Origin of the sequence: Rhizobium sp. L1K21 (assembly GCF_024055895.1) — a bacterium.
Classification (GTDB): Bacteria; Pseudomonadota; Alphaproteobacteria; order Rhizobiales; family Rhizobiaceae; genus Ensifer_A.
In genome coordinates this window covers 2,028,304-2,052,672 of record NZ_JAMXLE010000001.1, presented here as the reverse complement: position 1 = coordinate 2,052,672, position 24,369 = coordinate 2,028,304, and the positions used below count along the sequence as shown (strand labels likewise).

At 57.1% G+C, this 24,369-nt stretch carries 23 protein-coding genes; 7 read left to right on the top strand and 16 right to left on the bottom strand.

Annotation, left to right across the window (positions count from 1 at the left end):
* The 5 genes from NHF56_RS09855 to NHF56_RS09835 all read right to left on the bottom strand — a co-directional run bounded on the left by NHF56_RS09855 (nt 1) and on the right by NHF56_RS09835 (nt 6,457).
* Nucleotides 1-945: a SurA N-terminal domain-containing protein gene (locus NHF56_RS09855; protein WP_252803859.1), complete on the bottom strand. Its 945-nt coding sequence runs from the start codon at nt 943-945 to the stop codon at nt 1-3.
* 162 nt (nt 946-1,107) lie between these two features.
* The gene (locus tag NHF56_RS09850) at nt 1,108-3,390 is read right to left on the bottom strand and encodes an LPS-assembly protein LptD (RefSeq protein WP_252803858.1); all 2,283 of its coding nucleotides are present in this window, start codon (nt 3,388-3,390) and stop codon (nt 1,108-1,110) included.
* Between the two features lie 32 nt (nt 3,391-3,422).
* Nucleotides 3,423-4,505 (bottom strand): LPS export ABC transporter permease LptG, encoded by a 1,083-nt coding sequence (gene lptG, locus NHF56_RS09845; RefSeq protein ID WP_252803856.1) that lies wholly within the window; start codon nt 4,503-4,505, stop codon nt 3,423-3,425.
* Nucleotides 4,505-5,671: an LptF/LptG family permease gene (locus NHF56_RS09840; protein ID WP_252803854.1), complete on the bottom strand. Its 1,167-nt coding sequence runs from the start codon at nt 5,669-5,671 to the stop codon at nt 4,505-4,507. The genes lptG and NHF56_RS09840 overlap by 1 nt, the downstream gene beginning before the upstream one ends.
* A gap of 57 nt (nt 5,672-5,728) precedes the next feature.
* Nucleotides 5,729-6,457, bottom strand: coding sequence for a phosphatase PAP2 family protein (locus NHF56_RS09835; protein WP_252803852.1), 729 nt, complete (start codon nt 6,455-6,457; stop codon nt 5,729-5,731).
* Nucleotides 6,458-6,749: 292 nt separating this feature from the next.
* On the opposite strand from NHF56_RS09835, the gene NHF56_RS09830 reads away from it, so the two are divergent.
* Nucleotides 6,750-8,240, top strand: coding sequence for a leucyl aminopeptidase (locus NHF56_RS09830; RefSeq protein WP_252803851.1), 1,491 nt, complete (start codon nt 6,750-6,752; stop codon nt 8,238-8,240).
* Nucleotides 8,241-8,247: 7 nt separating this feature from the next.
* Entirely contained in the window at nt 8,248-8,700 is a 453-nt protein-coding gene (locus tag NHF56_RS09825) for a DNA polymerase III subunit chi (protein WP_252803849.1), read from the top strand.
* Nucleotides 8,701-8,763: 63 nt separating this feature from the next.
* Here the strand turns inward: NHF56_RS09825 and NHF56_RS09820 are convergent, their stop codons facing one another.
* From NHF56_RS09820 to NHF56_RS09795, 6 genes are all read right to left on the bottom strand, one after another.
* Nucleotides 8,764-9,351, bottom strand: a complete 588-nt coding sequence (locus NHF56_RS09820) for a TadE/TadG family type IV pilus assembly protein (protein ID WP_252803848.1) — start codon at nt 9,349-9,351, stop codon at nt 8,764-8,766.
* Nucleotides 9,351-9,956 carry a TadE/TadG family type IV pilus assembly protein gene (locus tag NHF56_RS09815; protein ID WP_252803846.1) on the bottom strand — a complete coding sequence of 202 codons (606 nt, stop codon included), beginning with the start codon at nt 9,954-9,956 and terminating at the stop codon, nt 9,351-9,353. Before NHF56_RS09815 ends, NHF56_RS09820 begins: the two co-directional genes overlap by 1 nt.
* A 172-nt stretch (nt 9,957-10,128) precedes the next feature.
* Complete coding sequence (locus NHF56_RS09810; RefSeq protein ID WP_252803844.1) at nt 10,129-11,049, bottom strand: polysaccharide deacetylase family protein; 921 nt, start codon at nt 11,047-11,049, stop codon at nt 10,129-10,131.
* Nucleotides 11,050-11,187: 138 nt separating this feature from the next.
* A complete protein-coding gene (locus NHF56_RS09805) occupies nt 11,188-13,074 on the bottom strand; it encodes an ABC-F family ATP-binding cassette domain-containing protein (RefSeq protein WP_252803839.1) in 1,887 nt (628 codons plus the stop codon).
* A gap of 44 nt (nt 13,075-13,118) precedes the next feature.
* A complete protein-coding gene (locus tag NHF56_RS09800) occupies nt 13,119-14,357 on the bottom strand; it encodes an MFS transporter (RefSeq protein ID WP_252803837.1) in 1,239 nt (412 codons plus the stop codon).
* A gap of 131 nt (nt 14,358-14,488) precedes the next feature.
* A complete protein-coding gene (locus tag NHF56_RS09795) occupies nt 14,489-15,505 on the bottom strand; it encodes a sensor histidine kinase (protein WP_252803835.1) in 1,017 nt (338 codons plus the stop codon).
* A gap of 193 nt (nt 15,506-15,698) precedes the next feature.
* Between NHF56_RS09795 and NHF56_RS09790 the strand changes: the two genes are divergently transcribed.
* A complete protein-coding gene (locus NHF56_RS09790; protein WP_252803833.1) occupies nt 15,699-17,501 on the top strand; it encodes an acyl-CoA dehydrogenase in 1,803 nt (600 codons plus the stop codon).
* Nucleotides 17,502-17,709: 208 nt separating this feature from the next.
* Complete coding sequence (locus tag NHF56_RS09785) at nt 17,710-18,378, top strand: metal-binding protein ZinT (protein WP_252803831.1); 669 nt, start codon at nt 17,710-17,712, stop codon at nt 18,376-18,378.
* Between the two features lie 26 nt (nt 18,379-18,404).
* Here the strand turns inward: NHF56_RS09785 and NHF56_RS09780 are convergent, their stop codons facing one another.
* Nucleotides 18,405-18,917, bottom strand: coding sequence for a DinB family protein (locus tag NHF56_RS09780; RefSeq protein WP_252803829.1), 513 nt, complete (start codon nt 18,915-18,917; stop codon nt 18,405-18,407).
* A gap of 136 nt (nt 18,918-19,053) precedes the next feature.
* Here NHF56_RS09780 and NHF56_RS09775 point away from each other — a divergent pair, with 136 nt between their 5' ends.
* The 3 genes from NHF56_RS09775 to NHF56_RS09760 all read left to right on the top strand — a co-directional run bounded on the left by NHF56_RS09775 (nt 19,054) and on the right by NHF56_RS09760 (nt 22,244).
* Nucleotides 19,054-19,746 (top strand): glutathione S-transferase family protein, encoded by a 693-nt coding sequence (locus NHF56_RS09775; RefSeq protein ID WP_252803827.1) that lies wholly within the window; start codon nt 19,054-19,056, stop codon nt 19,744-19,746.
* Between the two features lie 105 nt (nt 19,747-19,851).
* The gene (gene ndk / locus NHF56_RS09770; protein WP_252803825.1) at nt 19,852-20,274 is read left to right on the top strand and encodes a nucleoside-diphosphate kinase; all 423 of its coding nucleotides are present in this window, start codon (nt 19,852-19,854) and stop codon (nt 20,272-20,274) included.
* A gap of 230 nt (nt 20,275-20,504) precedes the next feature.
* Nucleotides 20,505-22,244, top strand: a complete 1,740-nt coding sequence (locus NHF56_RS09760) for a methyl-accepting chemotaxis protein (RefSeq protein ID WP_306431157.1) — start codon at nt 20,505-20,507, stop codon at nt 22,242-22,244.
* 72 nt (nt 22,245-22,316) lie between these two features.
* On the opposite strand, the gene ung is transcribed toward NHF56_RS09760, so the two are convergent.
* Genes ung through pgsA form a run of 4 tightly spaced genes read right to left on the bottom strand, consistent with a single transcriptional unit; the run spans nt 22,317 to nt 24,313 of the window.
* A complete protein-coding gene (ung, locus tag NHF56_RS09755) occupies nt 22,317-23,009 on the bottom strand; it encodes a uracil-DNA glycosylase (RefSeq protein WP_252803823.1) in 693 nt (230 codons plus the stop codon).
* The gene (locus tag NHF56_RS09750) at nt 23,006-23,470 is read right to left on the bottom strand and encodes a molybdenum cofactor biosynthesis protein MoaE (RefSeq protein WP_252803820.1); all 465 of its coding nucleotides are present in this window, start codon (nt 23,468-23,470) and stop codon (nt 23,006-23,008) included. The genes ung and NHF56_RS09750 overlap by 4 nt, the downstream gene beginning before the upstream one ends.
* A 4-nt stretch (nt 23,471-23,474) precedes the next feature.
* Nucleotides 23,475-23,729, bottom strand: coding sequence for a molybdopterin converting factor subunit 1 (gene moaD, locus NHF56_RS09745; protein WP_252803817.1), 255 nt, complete (start codon nt 23,727-23,729; stop codon nt 23,475-23,477).
* On the bottom strand, nt 23,726-24,313 hold the full coding sequence (gene pgsA, locus NHF56_RS09740) for a CDP-diacylglycerol--glycerol-3-phosphate 3-phosphatidyltransferase (RefSeq protein ID WP_252803814.1): 588 nt from the start codon (nt 24,311-24,313) through the stop codon (nt 23,726-23,728). The genes moaD and pgsA overlap by 4 nt, the downstream gene beginning before the upstream one ends.
* Nucleotides 24,314-24,369 lie beyond the last annotated feature (56 nt).

Below are 24,369 nucleotides of genomic sequence, written 5' to 3'. Positions count from 1 at the left end.
CTACTTCTTGATGATCTGAGCTTTGGCGCGCAGTTCCTTCAGATAGGCCACGCTATTGGGATCTTCTTCGGCATTGGCCGAATTTTTCAGGTCTTCAGCCTGGAAGACGGCCTCGGCGGCCTGATCGTCTGATACGACGCGCAAGCTGCAGACGGCCAGAAATTCCACACCCTTTTCCGTCACCTGCGGTGGTGTCGTTCCGCCCTGCTTGGTGTTTATGACCGACTTGCTCCAGTTTTCCGGCAGTTGCGGCTCCAGGATACGACCCAGATTGCGGATGGACACGTCGTGCATGGTTGCGGCAAAGACCTTACCCTGATCGCAGCCGGGATATTTCTTGCGCGCAGCTTCGGCTTCGCTCTTGCGTTTGCCGAGAAGGGAGCCACGCTTGCTTTGCGGAACAACAAAGATGACCTGCTGCAGAACATATTCGTTCGTCTTCGGCTTTTCGCCGCGCTGTGTCATGCGCTCGACCAGCTCCTGCGTGGCCTTGGTGCCGCCAGCGCCATAGCGCGCAGCAACCGCGCGCGGCCAGCTCATCTGTACGGCCATGTAGGATTTGAAATGGGCGGCCGTGACGCCAGCCTGATCAAGAATCTGGGCCATCTTCTGTGGCGGAAGATTGTTGCCGGCCGCAAAGCGTTGAAAGGCCATTTCCACGTCATCAGTACTGACCGACACGCCGAGCCGCAGAATTTCGCCGCGCTTGAGAACGTCGTCGATCAACTGATCGAGCGCGATCTTGTTGACATTGCCTTTGGTCCGCTGCAGGCGCAGGAGTGCAGCGCGTTTTGCAACATCGCCCGTGGTGATGGCACTTCCATTGACAACGGCGGCAACGCTGGCAGCATAGGCCGGTCGCGTAAAAACGCTGGCCGCAGGCATGGATATTGCCAGCGCGACACCCAAAGCGAGATAACGAGCAGGCTTTGCGAAACTGAACATTACAAATTCCTTCCAGAAACGGCCGGGACCGTCAATTTGCTACTGCCTTTAACACACCTGACGCCGTGAGGACAATTCACCCCGCATCGCGCGCCCTCCGGCAGCTTTGAAGCGTGTCCAACACAGATATTGGGCAAAACAATGTCGTTTCACGGGAACGTCTTACTGGGCGGCGATTGCACCGGTCGTCTGCAAGTCGCCAATCGTACGGAAGCTGAGACGCGCGGTCACGGCCCAGTTGGTTGTCGATAGATCATCCCCGCGTGAGAAATTGAGCGAGAAGATTGTGCACTCATCCTGATAGCTCAGACCGAGCGACTGGTTGCGCAGCGATGCATCATCAATATCCCAGGTGAGGCCGCCATAGACCTTCCAGTTTTGTGCCACGTTCACCGAAGCCGATGTATTCAATTCGCGGTTCTGTATGGACGTGCCATAGCTCGGGCGCGGCGCAATCTGCGAGTAAATGACATTCAGCGAACCGAAGCGGTTCGAAACGCCCGCCTGCGTGTCCAGACGTCTGAGCGCAAAGGTTGATTTGTCGAAGCGCCCGCTTGCTGAAGCCGTAAAGCCTTGTGGCATGGACGCTCCAATCAAGCCGACGAAATCGGAGACCCGGGTCTGAAGACCTGACTCGGCACCTGCATTGACAAGGTCGTTGGTGGCAAACGAGTTCAGGCCGGCAAGGTGATAGGACTGGCCGAAGATGCCATGCAGTCCGAAGCCGTTTCCGAGCGAGCCGGTGTAACGGAAGCCGACATTGGCACGCGTGCCGCCTTCGATGCGGTCGAAGCCGGAAAACTTGTCGCGCTCAAACAGGTTGGTGGCGTCAAACACAAAGCTTTGTGCGTCTTCGTTCGGCAGCCCGCCGGCAAGCTGTTCATTGGGGCGTACAAAAATCTGGCCGATCGGCTCGATCACGTGTGACGTGCCGGCCGTTGCAATCAGGATCGGATATTTGGCTTCCAGACCGGCCGTCACCATGGTGCGGGCAGCTGTTGTGCCACTGTAGAAATTGCCACCATAGTTCAGCCCGCCGCCGAGCGAATTGGGATCTGTGACATTGAGGAAATGGCCATCAGCACGTGCGGCCAGCAATGGTGTCAACTGCAATCCACCGTCTGTGGTAACCGTGCGGTGCCACTCCAGCTCACTTGTCAGCCGGGTGGAATTGCCCGACAGCCCATGGAAACGGTCAGAGCCGGGCACGATCTTCGCATGTGAGCGTCCCCGTGTCAGGCTTGTCACGTTGACGGTCGCACTCAATTCGCCGCCTGCAACGGGTTCAGGGGCGAAGTATTTGTAATCGAGGACCGGGTGGACGATAGCCTGCTGCTTTTCAGCCTTGTTCTGCTTGTCGCCATCCTGCACGTCGAAATAATAGCCGCGCAGGTCGAAGCTGTTCCGCTCGCCATAACCGGTCAGATAGATCTGATTGACAATGGTGGAATTGGCAAGATTCGAAAACTTGTAGGTATAGGCGAAATTGTTGTCGGTCTGCGCCATCAGGTCCCAGCCGAAAGCCCAGCGCGGATTGATCTTGAATTCACCGGTCGTGTGCACCAGCGCACGGTTCGTAACCGCAGCATCGCTGGTTCCAGCGCCAAAGATCGACGGCTTGGTCTGGTGGATGCCGCCAACGCGGACCATCATCTTGCCGTTACGGAAGCGTTTTCTGTATTCCACGTCCATTAGCAAGCCAGCATTGCTGTAATAGGTCGGCGTGAAGGTCGCATCCGAGCTCGGCGACAAGACGTAGTAGTAGGGAACGCTGACACCGTATCCCAACTGATTGGAATAGACGGCTGTGGGCGTCAAAATGCCCGATTTGCGCTTCACCGTGTGATCGGGAAACTGCAGGTAGGGAACATAGGCAAGCGGCACACCAAGCAGTTCAAAGCGCGCGCCTTCAAGCTCCAGCATATGCGTCTCGTCATTCTGCGTGATCTTGCGGGCCTTGACCTGCCAGAACGGTGCCTTGTCGGGATTATCGGCGCAGGGCTTGCAGGCGGTGTAAACGCCATTGTTCAGCACCATGACCGTGGAGTTGATGCGCTGTGCGCTTTCGGCGGCAAGGTGTGTGTCGTCGGTCGTTTCAACACGCAGGGCGTTGAGGAAGCCTGCTGAAAAATCGTCGGTAATGTCGAGATCGTCGGCATAGATGCGGTTGCCGCCCGGCTCTATCAGCTCGACCTTGCCCTTGGCCGTCATGCGACCGTTTTTCTGATCGTAAACAACGCGTTCGGCAACGAGCTTATAGCCGTCATAGAAAATCTGCACGCCGCCATTCACCAGAATGCGGTCGTTGTCCTGGTCGTAGACCAGCGTATTGGAGGTCAGGTAGAGCTTGGAATCATCCTTCGCCTCCTGCGCATAAGCAGGAGCAGCCGGCGCAAATTGCGCCAGCAATGCGATCGCTGCACAGGAAAGCGTAAGCTTTTGCAATGTGCCCCTTCTTGTGCGGTTGTCCCCCGCCACTAGCCATCCTCCTGGTGCAGCAGAATCGTTGCGCCCGCCGAAAGGGCAATCACGACAGGCGTCCATGTTGCCACGAAGGGCGGGACTGCGCCGCTGCTTCCAAATACTCGTACCAATACCGTTACCACATAAAGCATGAAGCCTGTCATAATGCCACCGAAAATCATGAACTTAGACTGGCTAAACCGGCTGAATTTCAGTGACACTGTCCCTGCAATAAGAGTCATGGCAATAAGCAGAAAGGGCAGGGAAAGCAATGAGTGAAATTGCGTTTCCAGTGCCCGCGTTGAAATTCCATAAGCGCGCGCCGCTGCGATCCGTTCGGGAATCTCAAAAAAACCAATGGTTTCAGCGCTTGAAAGGCGCTCTTGAAGAAATTCGCGTTTCAGGCTGGTACGCACCTGCGCTGTTTTGAGATTGCGCACGGGTTCGCCCGGCACCGTCTCCATGACGTCATTAAGCTGCCAGTAACCATCTTTCAAACTTGCTGTAGCGGCATCCTGGCGAAGTGTGATGTTGCCTTGCGAATCGAAGTGGAAGAAGACGGCCTCAATCAACTGCGTTCCGGTGGCATCGACGCCCTTGGCTCCCAGAATGATGTCCTGATCCTTCCCGATGTCGTGGAGCCAGGGCACGCTTGAAAAGCTTGTATTCTGCGTTCCGCGAAGACTGCTCTCAAGTGTGAGTGCTGCAGAGCTTGAATAGGCGCTGAGCGGATTGAGCACGGTGACGGCCAATATGCCGGTCAGAAGTGCGCCGGCGAGAAAAGGCGACATGAACTGCCAGACGGAAATGCCCGCAGCGCGGGTCACCACCAGCTCATATTTGCGGTTGAGTGCAATCATCGTTGCCATGCCGCTGAACAGTGTGATGAACGGCACCGTCTGTTGCAGAAACTGCGGCAGGCGCATCAAGGTCAGAAACAGTGCGCTGGTATAGCTGAAGCCCGGCAGGCTGGAAAATCGCCCGGAGTTTTCGCTGAGATCGATCAGAAAGATGATGCCGACGATGCCCGCAAAGAACCAGCAGACGGTGATCACATAGCGGGTAAAGAAATAGCGGCCAAGCGTCGAAAAGATCATTATGCGCCTCCACCGTTCTGACCCGGACGCGGCAAGGCCTTCGCAGCACCAGCAATCTGGAAGATCAGCCGCTGGAAAGGTGATTTACGCAACCGCCGGGTCATGAAGATCATGATGATGCAGAGCGCGCTGACGGCGATCGGCACCGCGTAGACGACCGGTATCATTGCCGGGTCACCGGACGACTGGTTGGAGATATAGAAAGAGAGCCAGCGCAACAGGAAAGCAATGCCGAATGCGATCGCAACCGGATTGACGCGCTTTTCACGATGCGAACGGGCGTCACCGGCAATGACCAGCGCCACCAGGGCATAGACGAGCGGGAAAGACCACTCCGTCAGGCGGCGGTGCAGTTCAGCCTGAAACTTGCCCGGCGCGTCCTTGTAATAGGGGTCTTCCGGATCCGGGTTCCACAGGAAAGGCAAATCGCGGTCGATTTCCGTCAGCGTGGTCTTGCTGCGGGCTTCGGTGAGACTGGAGAGGTCAAAAGCATAGGAGGCGAACCGGATAACCGAAACGTTGCCGTCATTTGTACGTCGGTTGATCTGCCCGTTCTTCATGATCAGGATTGAGCCGCTCGGGTCGATTGCGCCTTCCTTGGCGTAATAGATCAGCTGTTCGTCGGGATTTCGGTAATCGGCGAGAAAAAGCCCATTCAGCTGTCGGCCCTGCGCGCGGCTGGAAATCTGCACATATAGGCCGTTTTCGATGCGCCGGAACTCTTTCTCCTCGATCACGCTCGATAAGAGGTCGGCATAGGCATCGGCAATCATCTGCTTGGCCTGCGCCCGCACGATGGGCTCCACGCCATTGTCGAAGGCAAAGGAGAGCGCACTGGCGATGAGCGCCACAAACAGAACAGGCATGACGACAATGGAGCGCGGCGCGCCGGCAGCTTCAATGATCGGCATCTCCGAATCATCATTCATGGTGGTGAGAACCTGCGCGACGCCGAGCGCAATGCCGAAGGGCAGCACCAAAGGCACCACCGTCGGCAACATCAGCGCGGCGAGCTTCAGAAACGACCCGATCGACTGCCCCGTATCGGTGACGAGATTGACCCGGCCCAGAACCTGAATGATCCAGATCACCGCCAGGATAGGGATGATCGAGGAAAGCGCCATGATTACGATTCGTCCGGCGATGTAGCGTTGCAGGAGTTTCATGGGCATTCCGATTTGAAGACGAATCTGTATAACCGCGCGAAGCTGGGCGCGCGACACTTAACGCGCAACTTCATCGGCTTTTTTCCATCCGAAAATTGCGATGAGAAACAAAAATACAACGGGTGCCGACAGAAAACCGAGCAGGGCATCGGACAGGAAGTGCCGCCCGAACATGACGCGCAGAAAAACCGTGAGCAGCGCTGCGGCAACGACCGGCACAAAAAGGATGCGCCGCAGCCGTGGCGACAGAATGGCAAGCGCGCAGATGAGCCAGCCCGCACTGGCCGCTTCACCGGAAATGAACGAGCAGTTTGAAGTGCATGCCCCGCCGAAATCCGCAACCGCCTTGAACTCCATGTCGCCGCCGAAAAGGCTGGTCGCGGCCGGTCTCGGCCTGGCCGAATTGGCTTTCAGAAGCATGTTCACGATGATCGCGACAGAAATAATCCAGGTGGCAATCAGGATACGGACATTATGCTGCATCACCGGATAGCGGCCATTCTGGCCTCTGAAATGCACGTCGATGGACCAGACCAGCATGGCAATCACCAGATCGCCCGGCAGGAAAAACAGAAATGTGCGGATGGCGGATAAAATAGGATGCTCGCCCGCTGCAAAGGTGCCGCAGCGCAGTGCCGATGCCCCCTCTGCGCAGGTGGTTTCGGTGAAAAAGAGATTGGAAAAGGCGATATCGACTGAGGGAAAGTCGCGGAAAAACGCGTAGACGATGAACCAGAGAAACAGCAAACCGGCAAAGGCCCTGACTGGCCTGTCTATCAGCAACATGATGCGCCTATCCCCGGTTTATCGTCTTCTTTGTTCAAATCGGTGCCTCATGTAACAATCCCGTTTGCGATGTACAACTCGCTAGCGTGCTGGTGAGGTTTTTTCGCACATGGGGACGAAACACAATTTTGTGACCCGGCAAGTCGAGACCCGCGATGCCATAATCGCTGGCAGCGGGCTTGTATCGACCGCGCAATCTTGCTTGAAAGATAGTCTATGCCTCAGAGTCGACAATGTTCGGACCGAAAACCGCGACCCTGTCAGACCACCTTGAGAAGAAATGGAGAAAACCGTGTCATCCAATATCGAGATAGCAATTTCCAAATCCGCGAAACTCAAAGGTGGGCTTGCCCTGCTGCTGACGGCTGAGGACGGAACACCTGCAGGCCGGGACATTGCAGACCCTCAAAAGGTCTCTGAAAAGGCCTCAAGCGTTGAACGCTTCAAGGCCGGGCGATTTGCCAGTCTCGATGTTCTGGCTCCACATGGCTCACCTGCGGATAAGGTGACGCTTCTCGGTCTCGGCAAGAGTGACGAAATCGATCTGGAGACATGGCTGAAGGCCGGCGGTTCGGCTGCCGCCAAGTTCGGCAAATTTGATGACGTGACAATCTTCGTGGACGTGCCGGGTCTGGATATCGACCCCCTCGACATTGCCGAATTTGTTCTGGGTTTGAAATTGCGCAGCTATCGCTTCGACAAATACAAGACGAAGAAGAAAGACGACGAGAAGGACGACGAGCCGCGCAAGGTCAAGGTGACAGTAGTGACGGAAGCGGCGAGCGCTGTCAAAAAGCATATGGATACGGCTGACGCGATCCATGACGGCGTTGTGCTGGCCCGCAATCTGGTGAACGAGCCTGCAAACGTTCTGGGCCCGCTGGAATTTGCCGCGGCCGCCAAGGCGCTGGAGAAACTCGGCGTCGAGGTGGAACTGCTGGACGAGAAGCAGATGACCAAGCTCGGCATGGGCGCATTGATGGCCGTTGCGCGCGGTTCCGTTCGTCCGCCGCGCCTTGCCATCATGACCTGGAATGGTGGCAAGAAGGGTGATGCGCCGCTTGCCTTTATCGGCAAAGGCGTGGTCTTCGACACCGGCGGCATTTCCATCAAGCCGGCAGGTGGAATGGAAGACATGAAGGGTGACATGGGTGGGGCCGCGGCGGTCACTGGTCTCATGCACACGCTGGCCGCCCGCAAGGCCAAGGTCAACGCCGTCGGTATTATCGGTCTCGTTGAAAACATGCCCGACGGTGATGCCTACCGCCCGGGCGACGTGGTGACCTCCATGTCCGGCCAGACGATCGAAGTGTTGAACACAGACGCGGAAGGTCGGCTGGTGCTGTGCGATGCGCTGCACTATTGCAACGACCGCTTCAAGCCGAGACTGATGATCGACCTTGCGACGCTGACCGGTGCCATCATGGTGGCGCTCGGCTCGCACCAGGCCGGTCTTTTCTCCAATGACGATGAACTCGCAAACCAGCTGACTGCAGCCGGTCTCGCCAGCGGTGACCTTCTTTGGCGCATGCCGCTCGGCAAGGAGTATGACAAGCTGATCGACAGCAAGATTGCCGATATGAAAAATACCGGCGGGCGTTATGCCGGCTCGATTACAGCCGCACAATTCCTCAAGCGCTTTGTGGGGGAAACACCCTGGGCGCATATCGACCTCGCCGGAACGGCGATGGGTGCACCGGCAAACGAGATCAACCAGTCCTGGGGCTCGGGCTACGGCGTGCGTCTTCTGAACGCCTTTGTCGCCGAAAACTTCGAGGGCTGAGGCGGCGATGGCCGAAGTGCTTTTCTATCACCTGACGGAGTCAAGGCTGCAGGATGCTTTGCCTTCGTTGGTGGAAAAGTCGCTTGCGCGCGGCTGGAAGGCTGTCATCCAATGCGCCGATGCTGAAGCGATGGAGCAACTGGACGAGAGCCTTTGGACCGCCAAGGATGACAGCTTCTTGCCCCATGCGGCAGAAGGCGCGACCGGCCAGGATCAACGCCAGCCGGTCCTGCTGACCTGCGGTGAGGGCAATGCAAATGCTGCGGCAATCCGCTTTGTCACGGGCGGCAGCAAGGTTCCCGATGTCAGCGCCTATGAGCGCGTTGTGGTGATGTTTGACGGGCACGACAATGCCCAGGTGGAAGCTGCGCGCGGTGATTGGAAAATCCTGCAGGCAGCGGGACACACACTCACCTATTGGCAGCAGAACGCGGACGGGGGCTGGTTCCGCAAGGCTTGAAAGCGGCGCGGTGCAGCCTGTCTAGACCAACGTGCCCCTTGCGCTTGAGACAACGGAATTCGCTCAGTTCATCTTGATCGTGTCATTCACGCGCGGACGCATGATCGAGAAGCGATCATAGTTGTATGCGGAACTGCCTGTGAGGGACTGCATCAGCGAAGCAAACGGTGTGACGAGTGAGTAGGTCGCTTCGGCAGTCACCAGCTGAACGCCGGGTTCAACAATATCCGCGGGTATAGCCACCGGAGATTTGTCTCCGTATTTAGGCGGATCGACATTGTAGCCACGCGCCCAGTTCACGGTCGCCTGATTGGCACTGTTTATATCGACAACCATCACCGTCAGCTTCAGGTCGCTCGTCTTGAAAGGCAGGATGATTGAGCTTGCGCCTTTCAGTACCGCGTCGAGTTTTGAGGCCGTCCAGGATGGATCGCGGGACACAATATCCGTTGTTGTGCCGACAATTTGATTGATCTTGCGGTGAACCATCAGCGCCTGGCCGAGATCGACCGCGCCTGCAAAAAGAACGATGAGAATGGGAAAGATCAGCGCGAATTCGATGGCCGACACGCCGCGCTGGTCCTTGCGGAGCCGCTTCGTCTGTTGCTTGAGCCGGGAAAATAGAGCCTGTTTCAATGTTCTGCCTCGCATCAGAATGGCTCATTTCGGAAAAGAACGGCTGCGCTGAGCACGTAATCGCCATTGGAAAGCTTGGCGCCAGCAAAACCGAACATGGGCAGGACCGGGCTCCAGGGAATGAACGCCTGAATCAAGACGTCATTATTCTTCGCGCCGGGATCGAACTTCTCCGTCACGTTGAGCGCACCATCCTTGACCGGATCGACATAGGTCACGTTGTTCGTGTCGGAGACGGGGGCGGAAACGATCAGAAGACTGTTGCTGCAGTTAAAATACAGCGCCATATTGGAACAGACTTCGCTCTTGAACCGATCGATATCCCAGTTTGCTTTCTGCGCCGTCCCGATTCGCACAGCGCGTGCAGTCCTGTGAAGCGCGGAATCGAGCGAGGAATCAACGAAGAACAGGAGTGCGATTTCGAAGATGGCAAAGATGATCAAGGAAAACGGCAGGATCAGCATCGCGAATTCAATCGCTGCCGAGCCATTTTTATTCCGCCATAGGGAGCCGCTTTTCAATCTGGTCTGAAAGCTCGCGTTTGTCGCATTGCCTGGCACGCTGCCGCACAGGCGCTGCAGATCACGCTTCAGTTTTCCCGCGAGATTGGCGCCGATCATTTTGTTCCAACTCAGTGTCTCGAATACCGCCAGTCTTAGTGAAAAAATGTTGCGGTATCATTAATTAGTGCGATCACAGTTGAACGTTTGGCGCAGTATCGCGATTTGCCTTAACGAATTGTTTATCAAGAATGTTAGGCACTTCGAAAACAAAGCGCCAGGCCGTCGCTTTCTACTGACCGGCGAGCGCGACCACGGTTCCGGCTTTGGGTCTTCCGTAACGCAGCGAGACGATGGAGTAACCCTCCGATTTCAACATCGACAAAAGCGCAGGCAGCATGGCCGAGGTGCGCGTGTGAATATCATGCATCAGGATAATGCCTTTGCGCTTGGCGCGCACCACGGCCATGGTTCTCGCCGCAATCGCCTCCGGGGTGGAGGCGAAGTAGTCCTTGGAATCGATATCGACATCCAGAACGACAATGCCGGCTGCAGCCAGTTCGCGCCGCAGCTGCGGCGTGTCGGCCAGATAAGGGAAGCGGAAGAAGCCGACTGTTGAACCTGTTGCCTTGCGCACCGCCGCGTCTCCGGACACGATATCGCTGATTGCGCGGTCATGGCCCTTTGTCTGCAGGTTGGCGTGATCGTATGTGTGGCTGCCGATCGTGTGCCCTTCGGCGGCAACGCGGCTTGCAAGCGCTGAATAATTGCGCGCCATCTGCCCCACCATCAGGAAGGTGGCCTTGACATGGAAACGGTCCAGCACATCGAGCACGCGCTCGGTGCGCCCAGGGATGGGGCCATCGTCAAAGGTGAGGATGATTTCCTTGTCTTTGAGCTGGATTTGCGAGGCGGCACTGACTGTAAGCGTGCGTCCGGAGAAGCCACCCTGCACATTGGCCTCGCTGTCTGGTCCGCGCAGCGAGAAGCCCACCGGCCTAAACCACGGGGCATTCATCAACGTCATCTTTTTTGAAATCTGCTCAAGGCCAGCCGAACGCGTATCTTCGGTTTGCAGCGCCTCGGGGGCGGCCGTTTCCTGCACCGGCGCGAAAGCCGTTTTGGTGGCGCTACTATCCTTCTGGTGCTTTGTCGCACAGCCTGTGACCGTCAAGCCTGCCAGCAGGACATAGACCAGAGAACGTAGACGCATGGCTCACTCACTCACGACGATGATGGTGAATGAAGAATTGCCGATTATGGTTAAGGAAGCGTTTCGCTTGCGTTTGTGGGCCAAGCGTTGCGGCGCGGCCAAACGAAGGCGGACGGTCAGGCCGGTGACTGTGAAATGTCAGCCGGCCTCGATCTCTTCAAGTTCGGCGGAAAGCTCCAGCCATTCCTCTTCGCTCTGTTCGAGCTTTTTGGTGGCGTTGGCACGCGCCTTGGTGAGATCCGCGGCCCGGTTTGGGTTTTTCGCGTAGATATCCGGGTCGCCAAGTTCAGTGTCGATACCTTGAATCAATCTCTCAATCTTGGCCATCAACGTCTGGATTTCATCGATCTTTTTCTTCAGCGCAACAGGATTGGAGCGCTTTTGCGAAGCGCTTTTCGCAGCCTCGGCAGCTGCAGCTTCGGCTGCCGCCTGGGCGGCCTTTTTCTTGGCAGTTCCCTTGCCGCCGCTCACCACCAGATCGCGATACTCCTCAAGGTCGCCATCAAAGACGGTGACGGTTCCATCCTTCACCAGCCAGAGCCGATCGACGGTTGCCTCGATCAGATGCCGGTCGTGCGAAATCAGGATCACGGCGCCCGAATAATCATTCAGCGCCTCGATCAGGGCCCGGCGGCTGTCAATATCCAGGTGGTTGGTCGGCTCGTCGAGGATCAACAGGTTCGGCGCATGAAACGCAGCAATGCCCATCAACAGCCGCGCCTTTTCGCCACCGGAGAGGTCGCGCGCTGCCGTATCCATCTTTTCAGTGGCGAGCCCCATCTGGGCAACGCGGGCGCGCACCTTGGCTTCCGGCGTATCCGGCATGAGCTTGCGGATATGTTCAACCGCACTCTGTTCGGGAACCAGATCATCCAGCTGATGCTGCGCGAAAAAGCCGACCTTCAAACCCGGTGCCGTAATGACCCGCCCGTCTTCAGCCGCCAAGCGCCCGGAGATGAATTTGGCAAAGGTGGATTTGCCGTTGCCGTTCGAGCCGAGAAGCGCAATACGGTCATCGGTGTCGATGCGCAGGTTCATGCCCTTCAGGATCGGCTTGCCCGGCTCATAGCCGACAGCGCCCTTTTCCACCGCGATGATCGGTGAGGCGGCTTCCTTTTGCGGGTCCGGGAAGGAGAAGCCGCGCACATTGTCATGTACAACGGCGGCAATGGTGCCGAGCTTTTCCAGCGCCTTCATGCGGCTTTGCGCCTGCTTGGCCTTGGAGGCCTTCGCCTTGAAGCGATCAACGAAGGACTGCATATGCTTGCGCTTGGCTTCCACCTTGGAGCGCATCTTCATCTGCAGCTCTTCAGCTTCCGCCTTCTGCCGCTCGAACTGGTCGTAGGAGCCGGAATAGAAGGTGAGCTTCTTCTGGTCGAGGTGGACGATGGAATTGACTGCGGAATTCAACAGGTCGCGGTCATGGCTGATGATGATGACGGTGTGCGGATAGCGCCGCACATAGTCTTCCAGCCACAATGTGCCTTCAAGGTCGAGATAGTTGGTCGGTTCGTCGAGAAGCAGAAGGTCCGGTTCGGAGAAGAGAACCGCGGCAAGCGCAACACGCATGCGCCAGCCACCGGAAAAGCTCTTTGCCGGGCGCTGCTGCGCATCTTCATCAAATCCGAGGCCGGCCAGAATCGTGGCCGCTCTGGCTTCGGCCGAATAGGCGTCAATATCGGCAAGACGCACCTGAATTTCGGCAATGCGATGCGGATCGGTCGCGGTTTCGGCCTCTTTCATGAGGCTCGCGCGCTCCTTGTCGGCGGCAAGTACGATTTCGATCAGGCTTTCGTCGGTGCCGGGCGCTTCCTGCGCAACCTGCCCGATACGCGCATTTTTGGGAAAATTGACCTCGCCGGATTCGGGCGACATTTCGCCCGTAATCAGCTTGAAAAGCGTCGATTTGCCCGCACCATTGCGCCCCACCAGACCAGCCTTGATGCCGGTGGGCAGAAAAACGGATGCGTCTTCAATTAAAAGCCGCCCGGCAATGCGGGCGGTAAGGTTCGAAATCGTAATCATAATGGCCGCGTTTTGGCTGAGGATGCGCCGGAACGCAAGGGCTGTTAATGCCGCGTCTCCCGCCTCCGCACGATTTTTGCCGCACTGGCCAGCATCAGGGAAGCCACAACGCACCATCCGGCCATCCAGAACATCTGTGTTGGTAGCTGAATGCCCATGTCGATCAAGGCGCCGGTAATGCCGGGGCCGATGGCGGTGGAGAGAACCATGGCGGCAACGATAATGCCGCGGATGCCGCCGAGATTGGCAACGCCGTAAACCTCCGGCCACAGGGCTCCCAGCATGGTGGAGGTAAATCCGTTGCTGATGCCGAGCAGAAACATGAAGACGAAGACACCCCACACCGGCGTCACCAGCGCGACCGCCGCCGAGGCAATGGCAAGCGGCACGAGCAGGAACGGCAGCAGGTTGATCGCGCCGAAACGGTCGACCAGAAAACCGCAGACAAAGCCGGCAATCACCGTGGTAATCGACATGACGGGGAAGGCGGTTGCGAAGATGAGAGGATCATAGCCTCTAAGTTCAATCAGGTAGCCCTGATGGAAGAAAACGACCGTTGCGATGAAGGCGGGTGCGAGTGTTCCGGCAAGCAACATGTAAAGCACCGGATCGCGGATGACCTCGCGCCGCGACCAGTCGCGCGCCGTGCGTTCGATGCTGCCTTGTTCATCTTGTGACTGCGGCGTGCGCTCAACACGCATCAGCAGGATAATCGCGGGCAGGCCGACAAGCAGAATGAGTGCGGCACCGGCAAACCAGGCCGTGCGCCAGTCGCCCGTGGCCAATGTAACGAAGATAACGGCAGCGGGAAGCACTGTGGAGCCCGTTGGCTGGCCGGTGGCGATAATGGCCATGGCGCGACCGCGATTGGCGGCAAACCAGCGCCCGATTTCCGTATGCGCAATTTCGGTCATCATGCCCTGGCCGAAGAGTCGCAGCAGATAGAGCGAGATGCACAGAACCGCAATATTCGGCGCAAACGCGATCAGAAGGCAGGCAAAGGCAAGCATGGGCATGGAAAAGCGAATGACTTTCCAGCCTGGCATGAAATCGAGCGTGCGCCCCAGCCACGGCAGGCTTGCCGCGCTGGCAAGCGTTGCAACCATATAAAGCGCACCGAAGGCACCGCCGGACAGGTTGAACGTCTCGCGCAGCGCATTGCCCGAAAGGCCGATGAAGAATGTCTGGCCAAAGGAGGAAAACAGCGTCAGCAGAAAACCGCCGGCGAGCCAGCGCGCATTGTTTTTCAGAAAGTCTGAATTTTCACGAATAAAGGTAAGCATGCTTCGCTTTAGTCTATTCGAAGAGCGGCGGAAAGACCGGAAATCCACTGTAAGGTGGAGCTGCACGTAAACGCAGGGGGGCGGTGCAAACAAATTGCGTTGTGGCAGCCTTCGCCTGCTGAGAGGCATCTTCAGCTCAGTGCGCCGCTCAGTCTGACGGAATGGCCGGTCTCGGCCGTCAGCACCTCGTACTCTGCTTCTGCCTGCACGGCAAAGGCTTTCATGAGCGAGGTGCCAATGCTGTTGCGCTTTTCCCGCGCGTGTGTGTCATGACCGACGCCATCATCGCTGACAGTGAGTTGCCACTTGTCCTGACCGGCACTGAAGGCAATGCAGACCTTGCCGGCGCGGCCATCGGGAAAGGCATATTTCGCGCAATTGGTCAGCGCTTCGTTGACGAAGAGCCCGATGGCGACAGCCACGCGGTGCGGCAGATCGCCTTTCTCCGCGTCAAGAGAAACGGCCACATTTTCGCTGAAGGATGCGGAGGCAAGTGGCGAGACGATATCGTGCAAATATTGCCGCATGTTCACCGGGAAATGCTCGTTGTCAGCTGTTTCGTGGGGAATGATGACGGAATAGGCCGTGGCAAAAGCATGAACCCTGCCAATCGCCTGATTGAGCGCGGCAATGACCTCTTCATCCTCAAGCCCGCGCTTTTGCATCTCCAAGAGGGCAGCAACCATGGCGAAGTTGTTCTTCGTCCGATGTTCCAGCTCCTGCATCAGCATGGCGCGGCGGGCGATTTCCAGATCGCGCGCGGCAGCGTTTTCCTGAACCGCCCGGCGAAACGCTTCGGCAAAGATGATGATAACAAACGCAGCTGAAGCGTTGATGAGCACACGGGGTGGGTCCGTGGGGATTTCGAAGTGAAAGGAACCGACCGTGGGCAGAACAAACCACCAGGCCCAGACGAAGCTGATGGTGAAGGCTGAAAGCCCGCCAAGCCAGTGTCCGAACAGTGTTGCGATTAGCACGGCGGGGTAGACGAGCGCAAAGGGGCCGGACGTTGGTGCAAAATAATCGAGCAGGCTGCGAACTGCCATCATGATCAGGGCGCAGGCCACCCCGAACAAGACCTGCGAGACCGCCTTGGCCGCCGGGGTGTTCAAGCGTCTGCTGATATCGAGGCGGGTGAGTCTGCGCAAATCCATCTCCCAAACATAGAGAATTTGCTCTGCGTTCGGCGCGGCATCATCATCTATGAATTTGATGATGTTATCATTTTTCCTAAAATAACAATGGTTGTCTGTCGTTTTTTCAAAACCTGTCAAAACGTTCACGCTTGAACAATGGGACAAACCGGTGCATACCGTTCGGTATGTTCTGGGAGGAAGCAGCATGTCCGCAATCGTTGACCGCCGTAATATCGATTTTATGCTCTACGAGTTCCTGGAGCTGGAACCTCTTTTTAAGACGCCGCGTTACGCCGCCCACGACCGACAAACGGTGGCAGCCATGCTGGACAGTGCCGAGGCCATTGCCGAGAAATATTTCCAGCCGATTGCCGCAGCCCTCGATCAGAACGAGCCGAAAGCGGTCAACGGCAAGGTTGAGATCATCGATGGTGTCAAACAGGCGCTGGATGCCTTTGCGGAAGCCGGCTTTTTTGCCGCCGTTTTCGATGAGGCCGATGGCGGCTTGCAGCTTCCCTTTGCCGTGAACCTGTTGGCTGGTGGTATTTTCCAGACCGCCAACCAGCCGATTGCCAATTACGCATTTCTCACCCAGGGCAACGCCAATATGATGCGCGCCTTCGGCAGCGAAGAGCAGATTGCCAAATATATGCCGCCCATGCTGGAGGGGCGGTGGTATGGCACAATGTGCCTTTCGGAACCGCAGGCGGGCTCCTCTCTCTCCGACATCACCTGCAAGGCCGAACCGCTGGGCGACGGCACCTACAGGATTTCCGGCGCGAAAATGTGGATTTCCGGCGGTGATCAGGAACTGTCGGAGAACATCGTCCACATGGTGCTGGCAAAGATTCCGGGCGGTGCGCCGGGCGTGAAGGGCATTTCGCTGTTCCTCGTGCCCAAATACCGCGTCAATAACGATGGCTCGCTTGGGGAATTCAACAATATCGGGCTTGGCGGTTTGAACCATAAGATGGGCCAGCGCGGCACGACAAACTGCCTTTTGAACTTCTCCGACGGTGGCGACACGATTGGCACGCTGGTGGGCGAGGAGGGGCAAGGCATATTCGCCATGTTCCACATGATGAACGAAGCCCGCATCGGTGTTGGCCATACCGCCGTGATGGCGGGTCTCGGCGGTTATCTTTTCTCCCTGAACTATGCACGCGAACGTCTGCAGGGCCGCCACCCGCAGGACAAGGACCCAACCGCGCCGCAGGTGCCGATCATCGAACACGCTGATATCCGCCGCATGCTGCTGGCTCAGAAAGCAGCAGTGGAGGGCGGTCTGGCACTCACAACCTTCTGCGCCTATCTGACCGACCTGCAAAAGGTGGAAACGGATGAGGAGACGAGGGGCGGCATCACAATGCTGTTGGAAATCCTCACCCCCATCGCCAAGAGCTGGCCGTCCGAACATTGCCTGGAGGCCAACAAGCTGGCGATCCAGGTGCTGGGCGGTTATGGTTATACCCGCGAATTCCCGGTGGAACGCTATTACCGCGACAACCGCCTGAACCCTATTCACGAAGGCACCTATGGCATTCAGGGTCTTGACCTGTTGGGCCGCAAGGTGCGCATGAAAGGTGGTCTGGCGCTGAAAATCCTGATCGGCGAAATGTCCAAAACGCTGAAAGAGGCCCAAGAGGTGGCGCTGACGCAGGAGGCTGAAGCCCTGAAGAGCGCGCTCTCCGCGATGACTTCGGCAACGGAGACTGTTCTGGCCTGCGAAGATGCCAACAAGGGCTTGGCCAATGCCACGCTTTATCTGAACAGTTTCGGCCACGTGGTCATAGCCTGGCTCTGGCTGAAGCAGGCCATTGCCGCGTCCAAGGCGATTGCGGCAGGCAAAGCCGTCGGCGATGATGAAACTTTCTACAAGGGCAAGCTCGGCGCCTTCCGCTATTTCTACCGCTACGAATTGCCCAAGGTGCACGCTGAATTCGCGCTGGTGCAATCGCTTGATGACACCTGCCTGAACTTCGCACCCGATGATTTCGGAGCGGTTTGATCATCTCAAACCGAATGGCTGATGCCCGGTCCGCCAATACGCAGACCGGCTTCATGCATCGAGCTTTCTCTGAAGAACCAGACTTCAAGACACAGAATTTTCCACAGACCACACTTGCCAGCCAAGCCCGGATCCGTTAGCAGGCCGTATGACGTTACGTTATTACATAACGATTCAGCGTCGAACGATCAGAGAGAGGTTTACGAACATGAAAAACGTTGGATTGATGCGCGCCAGTATGCTGGCTTTTGGCCTGGCGCTGGTCTTTGCCGGCCATTCTTATGCAGCAGAAAAGCATGACCACGATCACGCAGAGCAGAGCGCTTCGCACAATCATGCGAAGGATGATGTCTATCGCGGAATTTTTGAAGACAGCGATATCAAGGCACGGACGCTCGCTGATTGGCAGGGGGACTGGCAATCGGTCTATCCCTATCTTCAGGACGGCACACTGGATCCGGTGATGGCCCATAAGGCGGAAAAGGGCGACAAGACTGCTGACGAATATCGCGCCTACTATGAGATTGGATACAAGACCGACGTCGGTCAGATCGTCATTGATGGCGACCAGGTGACCTTCAATCGGGGCGGGCAGTCGGTCTCAGGCCACTATGCCGATGACGGCTATGAAATATTGACCTACAAGGCCGGCAATCGCGGTGTCCGCTTCATCTTCAAAAAGGTGGATGGCGACGAGGACGCGCCGGATTACATCCAGTTCAGCGATCATCGCATCGCACCCGCCGACGCCGATCATTATCACCTCTATTGGGGCGATGATCGCGCCGCTTTGCTGAACGAGGTCACCAATTGGCCGACCTACTACCCTTCATCCTTGAGCGGCGATGAAATCGTCAAGGAAATGCTGGCGCACTGATCAGCGAAGTCTGGAAGGCGCGGGGATCAGGCAAACTGCCGCCCCGCGTCGGTACGCTGAAAATAGATAAGGTCCAGGCCCAGTGATGGACGCCCGAGGCTGGTGAGGATCATATGGGCCTGCCCACGGTGGTGGGTCTGGTGATTGAAGAGGTGAGACAAGGCCGGTGCAAGGCGTTGCGTCACCGGCTCGGGGGTCGTGACTGGCGTATAAGTGAATGTGCCGGCAATATCGGCTTCGCTCAGCCCCGCAACCCAGTCCGTGATCCGCGCATCCATGGCTTCGCGGGCTGCGCGCAACAGTTCAAATTCCTCATAAAGAATCTCGTCCAGCCGCTTTGGCGCTTCCCCTTCGCCTGTAAAACGGTGAAGCCATATGCGGTCGGCGACGAGAATGTGATTGAGCGTTCCCTTCATGGAACCAAAGAACGCGCCCGTATCCTTCTCGAACGATTGCCGGTCTAGTGCGCCGGCAGCGGCATAAACAAGCCGGTTCGCCCAGCTGTTGTAGGCCGCAAACATATTGAAGGTTTCGAGCATCGCAGTATCTCCCTGTTTTCAGTCACTATCTCCCACTGCCCGGTGAATGAGAAGAAGATCGCTTCATTAAAATTTGTGATTGGACCTTGTGCACGTCCTGTCGAAAGATGGGTGTCAATCAAATTGGAGAGCGCGGATGACGAGAATTCTTTATGGCCTTTGCGGGAGCGATATTGAGCGCCACTTTTCCCCGCATGTGTGGAAGAGCATCATGTCGCTGAAACACAAGGGACTGGAATTCGAGCTGAAGCCGGTTCCCTTCACCGCCGTTCCCGGGATTGAAGGTGGATGCTCCAAGACTGTTCCGGTGCTGAAAGATGGCGACAAGATCATCAGCGACAGTTTCGCCATCGCTCTTTATCTCGATGAAGCCTATCCCGACCGCCCAAGCCTGTTTGGCGGCGAGGGCGGCAAGGCTATGGCACGCTTCGTGGAAGGCTACAGCCAGAATGTCATTCACACTGCCATTACCAAGGCAATTTTGCTGGACATCTACAACATGCTGGCGCCGAAGGATCAGGAGCACTTTCGCAGAACCCGCGAAGCCCGTTTCGGCATGACGCTTGAGGAGGTTGCCGCAGAACACCAGGCCGCCGTTGCCGCATTTCCGCAGACCCTTGTTCCGATCCGCCACACCCTGTCCTATCAGCCCTGGATTGGCGGCCAGCATCCGCTGTTCTGCGACTATATTCTGTTTGGCGCATTGCAATGGGCACGCATCTGCTCGCCGGCGAAACTGTTGCCCGAGGGTGATCCGGCGACCGATTGGTTTGAGCGCTGCCTTGACCTTTACGAAGGAACCGGTCGGTCTGTTGCCGCAGCAGCCTGAGAGGCCAGATCAAAGAAAGCGTTGAACGCCAGCCCCCTTGTCATGAGAGCGGAAGGCGGCTATTGAGCCGCCAAAACCTCTCGTAAAACCCAAGGAATTGAGACCATGGCGATTGAACGCACCTTTTCGATGATCAAGCCGGATGCAACGAAGCGCAACCTGACGGGCGCTATCACCAAGAAGCTCGAAGACGCTGGTCTTCGCGTTGTTGCGTCCAAGCGCGTATGGATGAGCCTGCGTGAAGCTGAAGGCTTTTACGCTGTTCACAAAGAGCGCCCCTTCTTTGGCGAACTGACCGAATTCATGTCTTCCGGCCCGACCATTGTTCAGGTTCTCGAAGGTGAAAACGCCATTGCCAAGAACCGCGAAGTCATGGGCGCAACCAACCCGGCAGACGCTGCCGAAGGCACGATCCGCAAGGAATTCGCCCTTTCCATCGGTGAAAACTCCGTTCACGGCTCTGACGCCCCTGAAACGGCTGCTGAGGAAATTGCCTACTGGTTCGCCGGCACCGAGATCGTCGGCTGAAGCATATTTCGCATTGCCTTTTATTAAGGCAGTGAATTGGACGCCTGAACCGGGGTTTCGACCCCGGTTTTTTGTTGCCTTTCCCGCCGGCATTGCGGTTCTCCAATGATGGGAAAAGGCATCGGCTTTCGCCAGTCCGCCGCCACCGATTAAGCCAAATTTAATCTAAAACTGCCAAGGTCGCCCCTCACATTTGCGCTCCCGAATACAAATCACCGGAATATGGACAGATGACGACATCCAACCAAAACGCCAATGCACTCAGCACGAAACTGGAAGCCGATCTCGCCAAAGCTATCGAACAGAACGGCCTCGACCAGAAGGCCATTCAGTCGCTCAAGCAGCTTGCGTCTCTGACAGTCAAGGCTGTGCCTGCGGGGATTGAGTTCGGACATCAGCGCGCCGCCCTTGTTCCCGAACTGGCAGGGGTGATGAACAATGCCGAGATGCGCAATGCCATAAAGGCAGCGCATACCAAACGGTGGCAGCTTGTGCTCAACGGGGATTTCGGCCCTGAACTGGCGGGCATGACACTGAGTGCAGCCAATGCACAATCGTCCACGGGGATCGATCCGCGTTTCCACATTGCAGGCTATTCCCACGTGCTAGCAGAGGTGGTCAAATCCGTGGTGGTGGAGAGCTTTTCAAAGAAGGGCTTTTTCTCCGGGGGGAGTGCCGATGCTCAGTCTGTCGGCGAAGGACTTGCCGCCGTGGTGCGTGCAGCATTTCTCGATATCGACACCGTCCTGAATTTGTACCGCTACCGCAATGAAGCAGAGCGCGCAGAAGCGCTCCGCAAGAGTGACGACGAACATGAGCGGATACGCCAGGTTTTTGGGAAGGCGCTTTCCAGTTTGGCCGAGCGCGATCTCAAGTATCGCATAACCGAAGATCTCCCGGAGAACTTCAAAGTGCTGAGCAACGATTTCAATCATGCTGCTGAACAACTTTCAAACATCATTTCAGGCATAGACGAGGCAACCGCCAATATTCTGGCCGGCGCTGAAGAAATATCCAATGCGACCGACAACCTGTCCAATCGCACCGAACAGCAGGCAGCCTCGATTGAAGAAACCGCGGCGGCACTGGAAGAGATCACATCGACCGTCAATGAATCGGCATCGCGCGCAGCAGAAGCCGGCCAGCTTGTCGCCACCACAAAGGACAGCGCGGTGCACTCCGGCGAAGTGGTGCGCAGGGCCATCGACGCCATGAGCGAGATTTCCCATTCCTCCGGCGAAATCTCAAACATTATCGGAGTGATCGACGAAATCGCCTTCCAGACCAACCTTCTGGCGCTCAATGCCGGCGTTGAAGCGGCCCGCGCAGGTGACGCCGGCAAGGGCTTTGCCGTCGTCGCGCAAGAGGTGCGTGAACTGGCGCAACGCTCCGCCAATGCAGCCAAGGAAATCAAGGCGCTGATCAGCAAATCGTCCGATCAGGTGAAAAACGGTGTTGATCTGGTCGGCGAGACCGGCAAGGTGCTGGAGACGATTGCCGGGCAGGTGCAGGAGATCAACACCAACATTTCCGCGATTGTCGATGGTGCGCGTGAGCAGGCTGTCGGCCTGAAGGAGGTCAACACCGCTGTTGGCCACATGGATCAAGGCACGCAGCAAAATGCCGCCATGGTGGAACAGACGACCGCTGCCACCCGTGTTCTGCGTGACGAAATCGACCGCGTTGCCGCCATGCTGCAGCAGTTCAGCACCGGCAGACGCGGCAGCGTCGGCAGCGCGGTAACCGGATCAGGCAATTTTGCGGCATCGGCACCGAAGGCTGCGGCTCCGCGCACGGAGCCGGCTCCAGCCCCGGTGCGCAAGGCTAGTCTCAAAACCGTGACTGCTGACACGCCGCCGCCGAAATTCGGCAACCGCCCGCCGGCACCCGCACGTCATTTGGACACGATCGCCAAGGCCTTCAATGCAACCCCGGCACCGTCGAATGATGCCAATTGGGAAGAGTTTTGATCGTCACTTGGTGACGATGCTCCCAATGGTTCTGAGGCTGCCGCGCCGCATCAGGCACAATAAACGGTAGCCTCAATCCACGCTTTCGGGCAATTTCCAATCGACTTCGCCAAGCCCGTTCTCCCGCAGAAATGCGTTGGCCTTGGAAAAATGCCGGCTGCCGAAAAAGCCGTTATGGGCGGAAAGCGGTGAGGGGTGAGGGCTCTTCAAGACGAGATGCTTGCGCGTATCAACAAAGGACGCCTTTTTCTGAGCGTAAGAGCCCCACAGCATGAAGACCACCGGATGGTCGAGTTCATTGACCTGCCGGATAACGGCGTCCGTGAACTTTTCCCAGCCTTGACCCTGATGTGATGCGGCGCGCCCACGCTCAACCGTCAACACGCTGTTGAGCAGCAGTACACCCTGTTTTGCCCAGCTTTCCAGAAAACCGTGGCGAACTGGAGCAATGCCAAGATCACTTTGCAATTCCTTGTAGATGTTGACGAGTGACGGAGGGATGCGAACGCCGGGCTGCACCGAAAAGCACAAGCCATGCGCCTGCCCGTCGCCGTGATAGGGGTCCTGACCGAGGATCACCACTTTCACATCTTCAAGCGGCGTTAAGTCCATGGCGCGGAAGTATTCAGAGCCCTTCGGGAAAATCCATTTTCCTGCAGCCAATTCGCCTTTGAGAAAATCCTTCAGCTTGGCCATGTAGGGGCTGGAAAATTCGGGCGCGAGCGCCTGTTTCCAGCTTTCCTCAAGCTTCACGGTCTCGCTCATTTCCATTTCTCCCGGGCGGCATCATCGGCATCACGCGCCTCGACCCAGCCGCCTTCGCTGCCATCTGCAGCATGTTCTTTTTTCCAGAACGGCGCAGAGGTTTTGAGAAAATCCATCACGAAATTGGCCCCGTCGAAAGCCGCCTGCCGGTGCGATGCGGCGGCAGAGATCAGCACGATCTGTTCGCCGGGTGCGATCTTGCCGAAGCGATGGACGGCAGACATGCCAATCAGACCGAATCGCTCAATGGCCTCTTGCGATATGCGGCTGATTTCCGCTTCCGCCATGCCGGGGTAGTGCTCCAGTTCAAGGGCAGAGAGCGTGCCATTCTCGTCGCGGCAATAGCCGATGAACTGAACCAGTGCGCCAACGTCCTTGCGCCCTGCCGTCAGCCTCTTTGCCTCTTCCGCCGCATCAAAATCGGCGGCTTGTACGGCAATGTGGAGAAGCGCAGACGCCATGGCATCAACCGCCCGTCATCGGCGGAAAGAGGCCGATTTCCTTCACGCCTGCAACCAACTCGCCATGATCGGCATGTTCCTGATCCAAGGCCACGCGGATGGCTTCTGGAAACTTCAGCGCCTCCTCATATTCATCGCCCAGCGTCTTGAGATGAACAAGCAGATCAGACACCGTCCTGACGGTCTCCGGCAGTTCAAGCTCTTCCTCGCCCTTTCCGATACGCTCGCGAACCCAGGCGAAATAAATCAGCTTCGTCATTCGTCTTCCACGATGTGTTTCAGGCCTGCACGGAAATAATCATAGCCGGTATAGATGGTGATTGCGGCAGCAATCCACAGCAGTGTCAGCCCGATCAGCACTGTGTAGGGCAGCACTTTCTCGCCCGCAGGACCGGCGAGCAGAAAGCCGATGGCGACCATCTGCACCGTGGTTTTCCATTTGGCAATGCGCGTGACCGGCACAGACACTTTCAGCGCGGCCAGATATTCACGCAGGCCCGAGACCAGAATTTCCCGGCACAGAATGGTAATCGCCGCCCAAAGCGACCAGCCGGCAATCGTGCCATCGGCGGCCAGCAGCAGCAGAATAGAGGCGACCAACAATTTGTCGGCAATGGGATCGAGCATGCGGCCTATATTGGACGTCTGTTCCCATATCCGCGCGAGGTACCCATCGAAGAAATCGGTGATGGAGGCTGCGACAAAAAGCCCGAAGGCTGTCCATCGCGCAAAATCCGTCGAATGCAGGCTTCCTTCGATAAAAAAGCACAAAACGATCACCGGAACGGTCAATATCCGTCCGTAAGTCAATAAGTTCGGAATGCTATAGGCGCGGGATGCCATGGTTCACCAGTCATTTCAGCGTTGGGCGACAGATGAGAACTTTGTGGCCCAAAGGT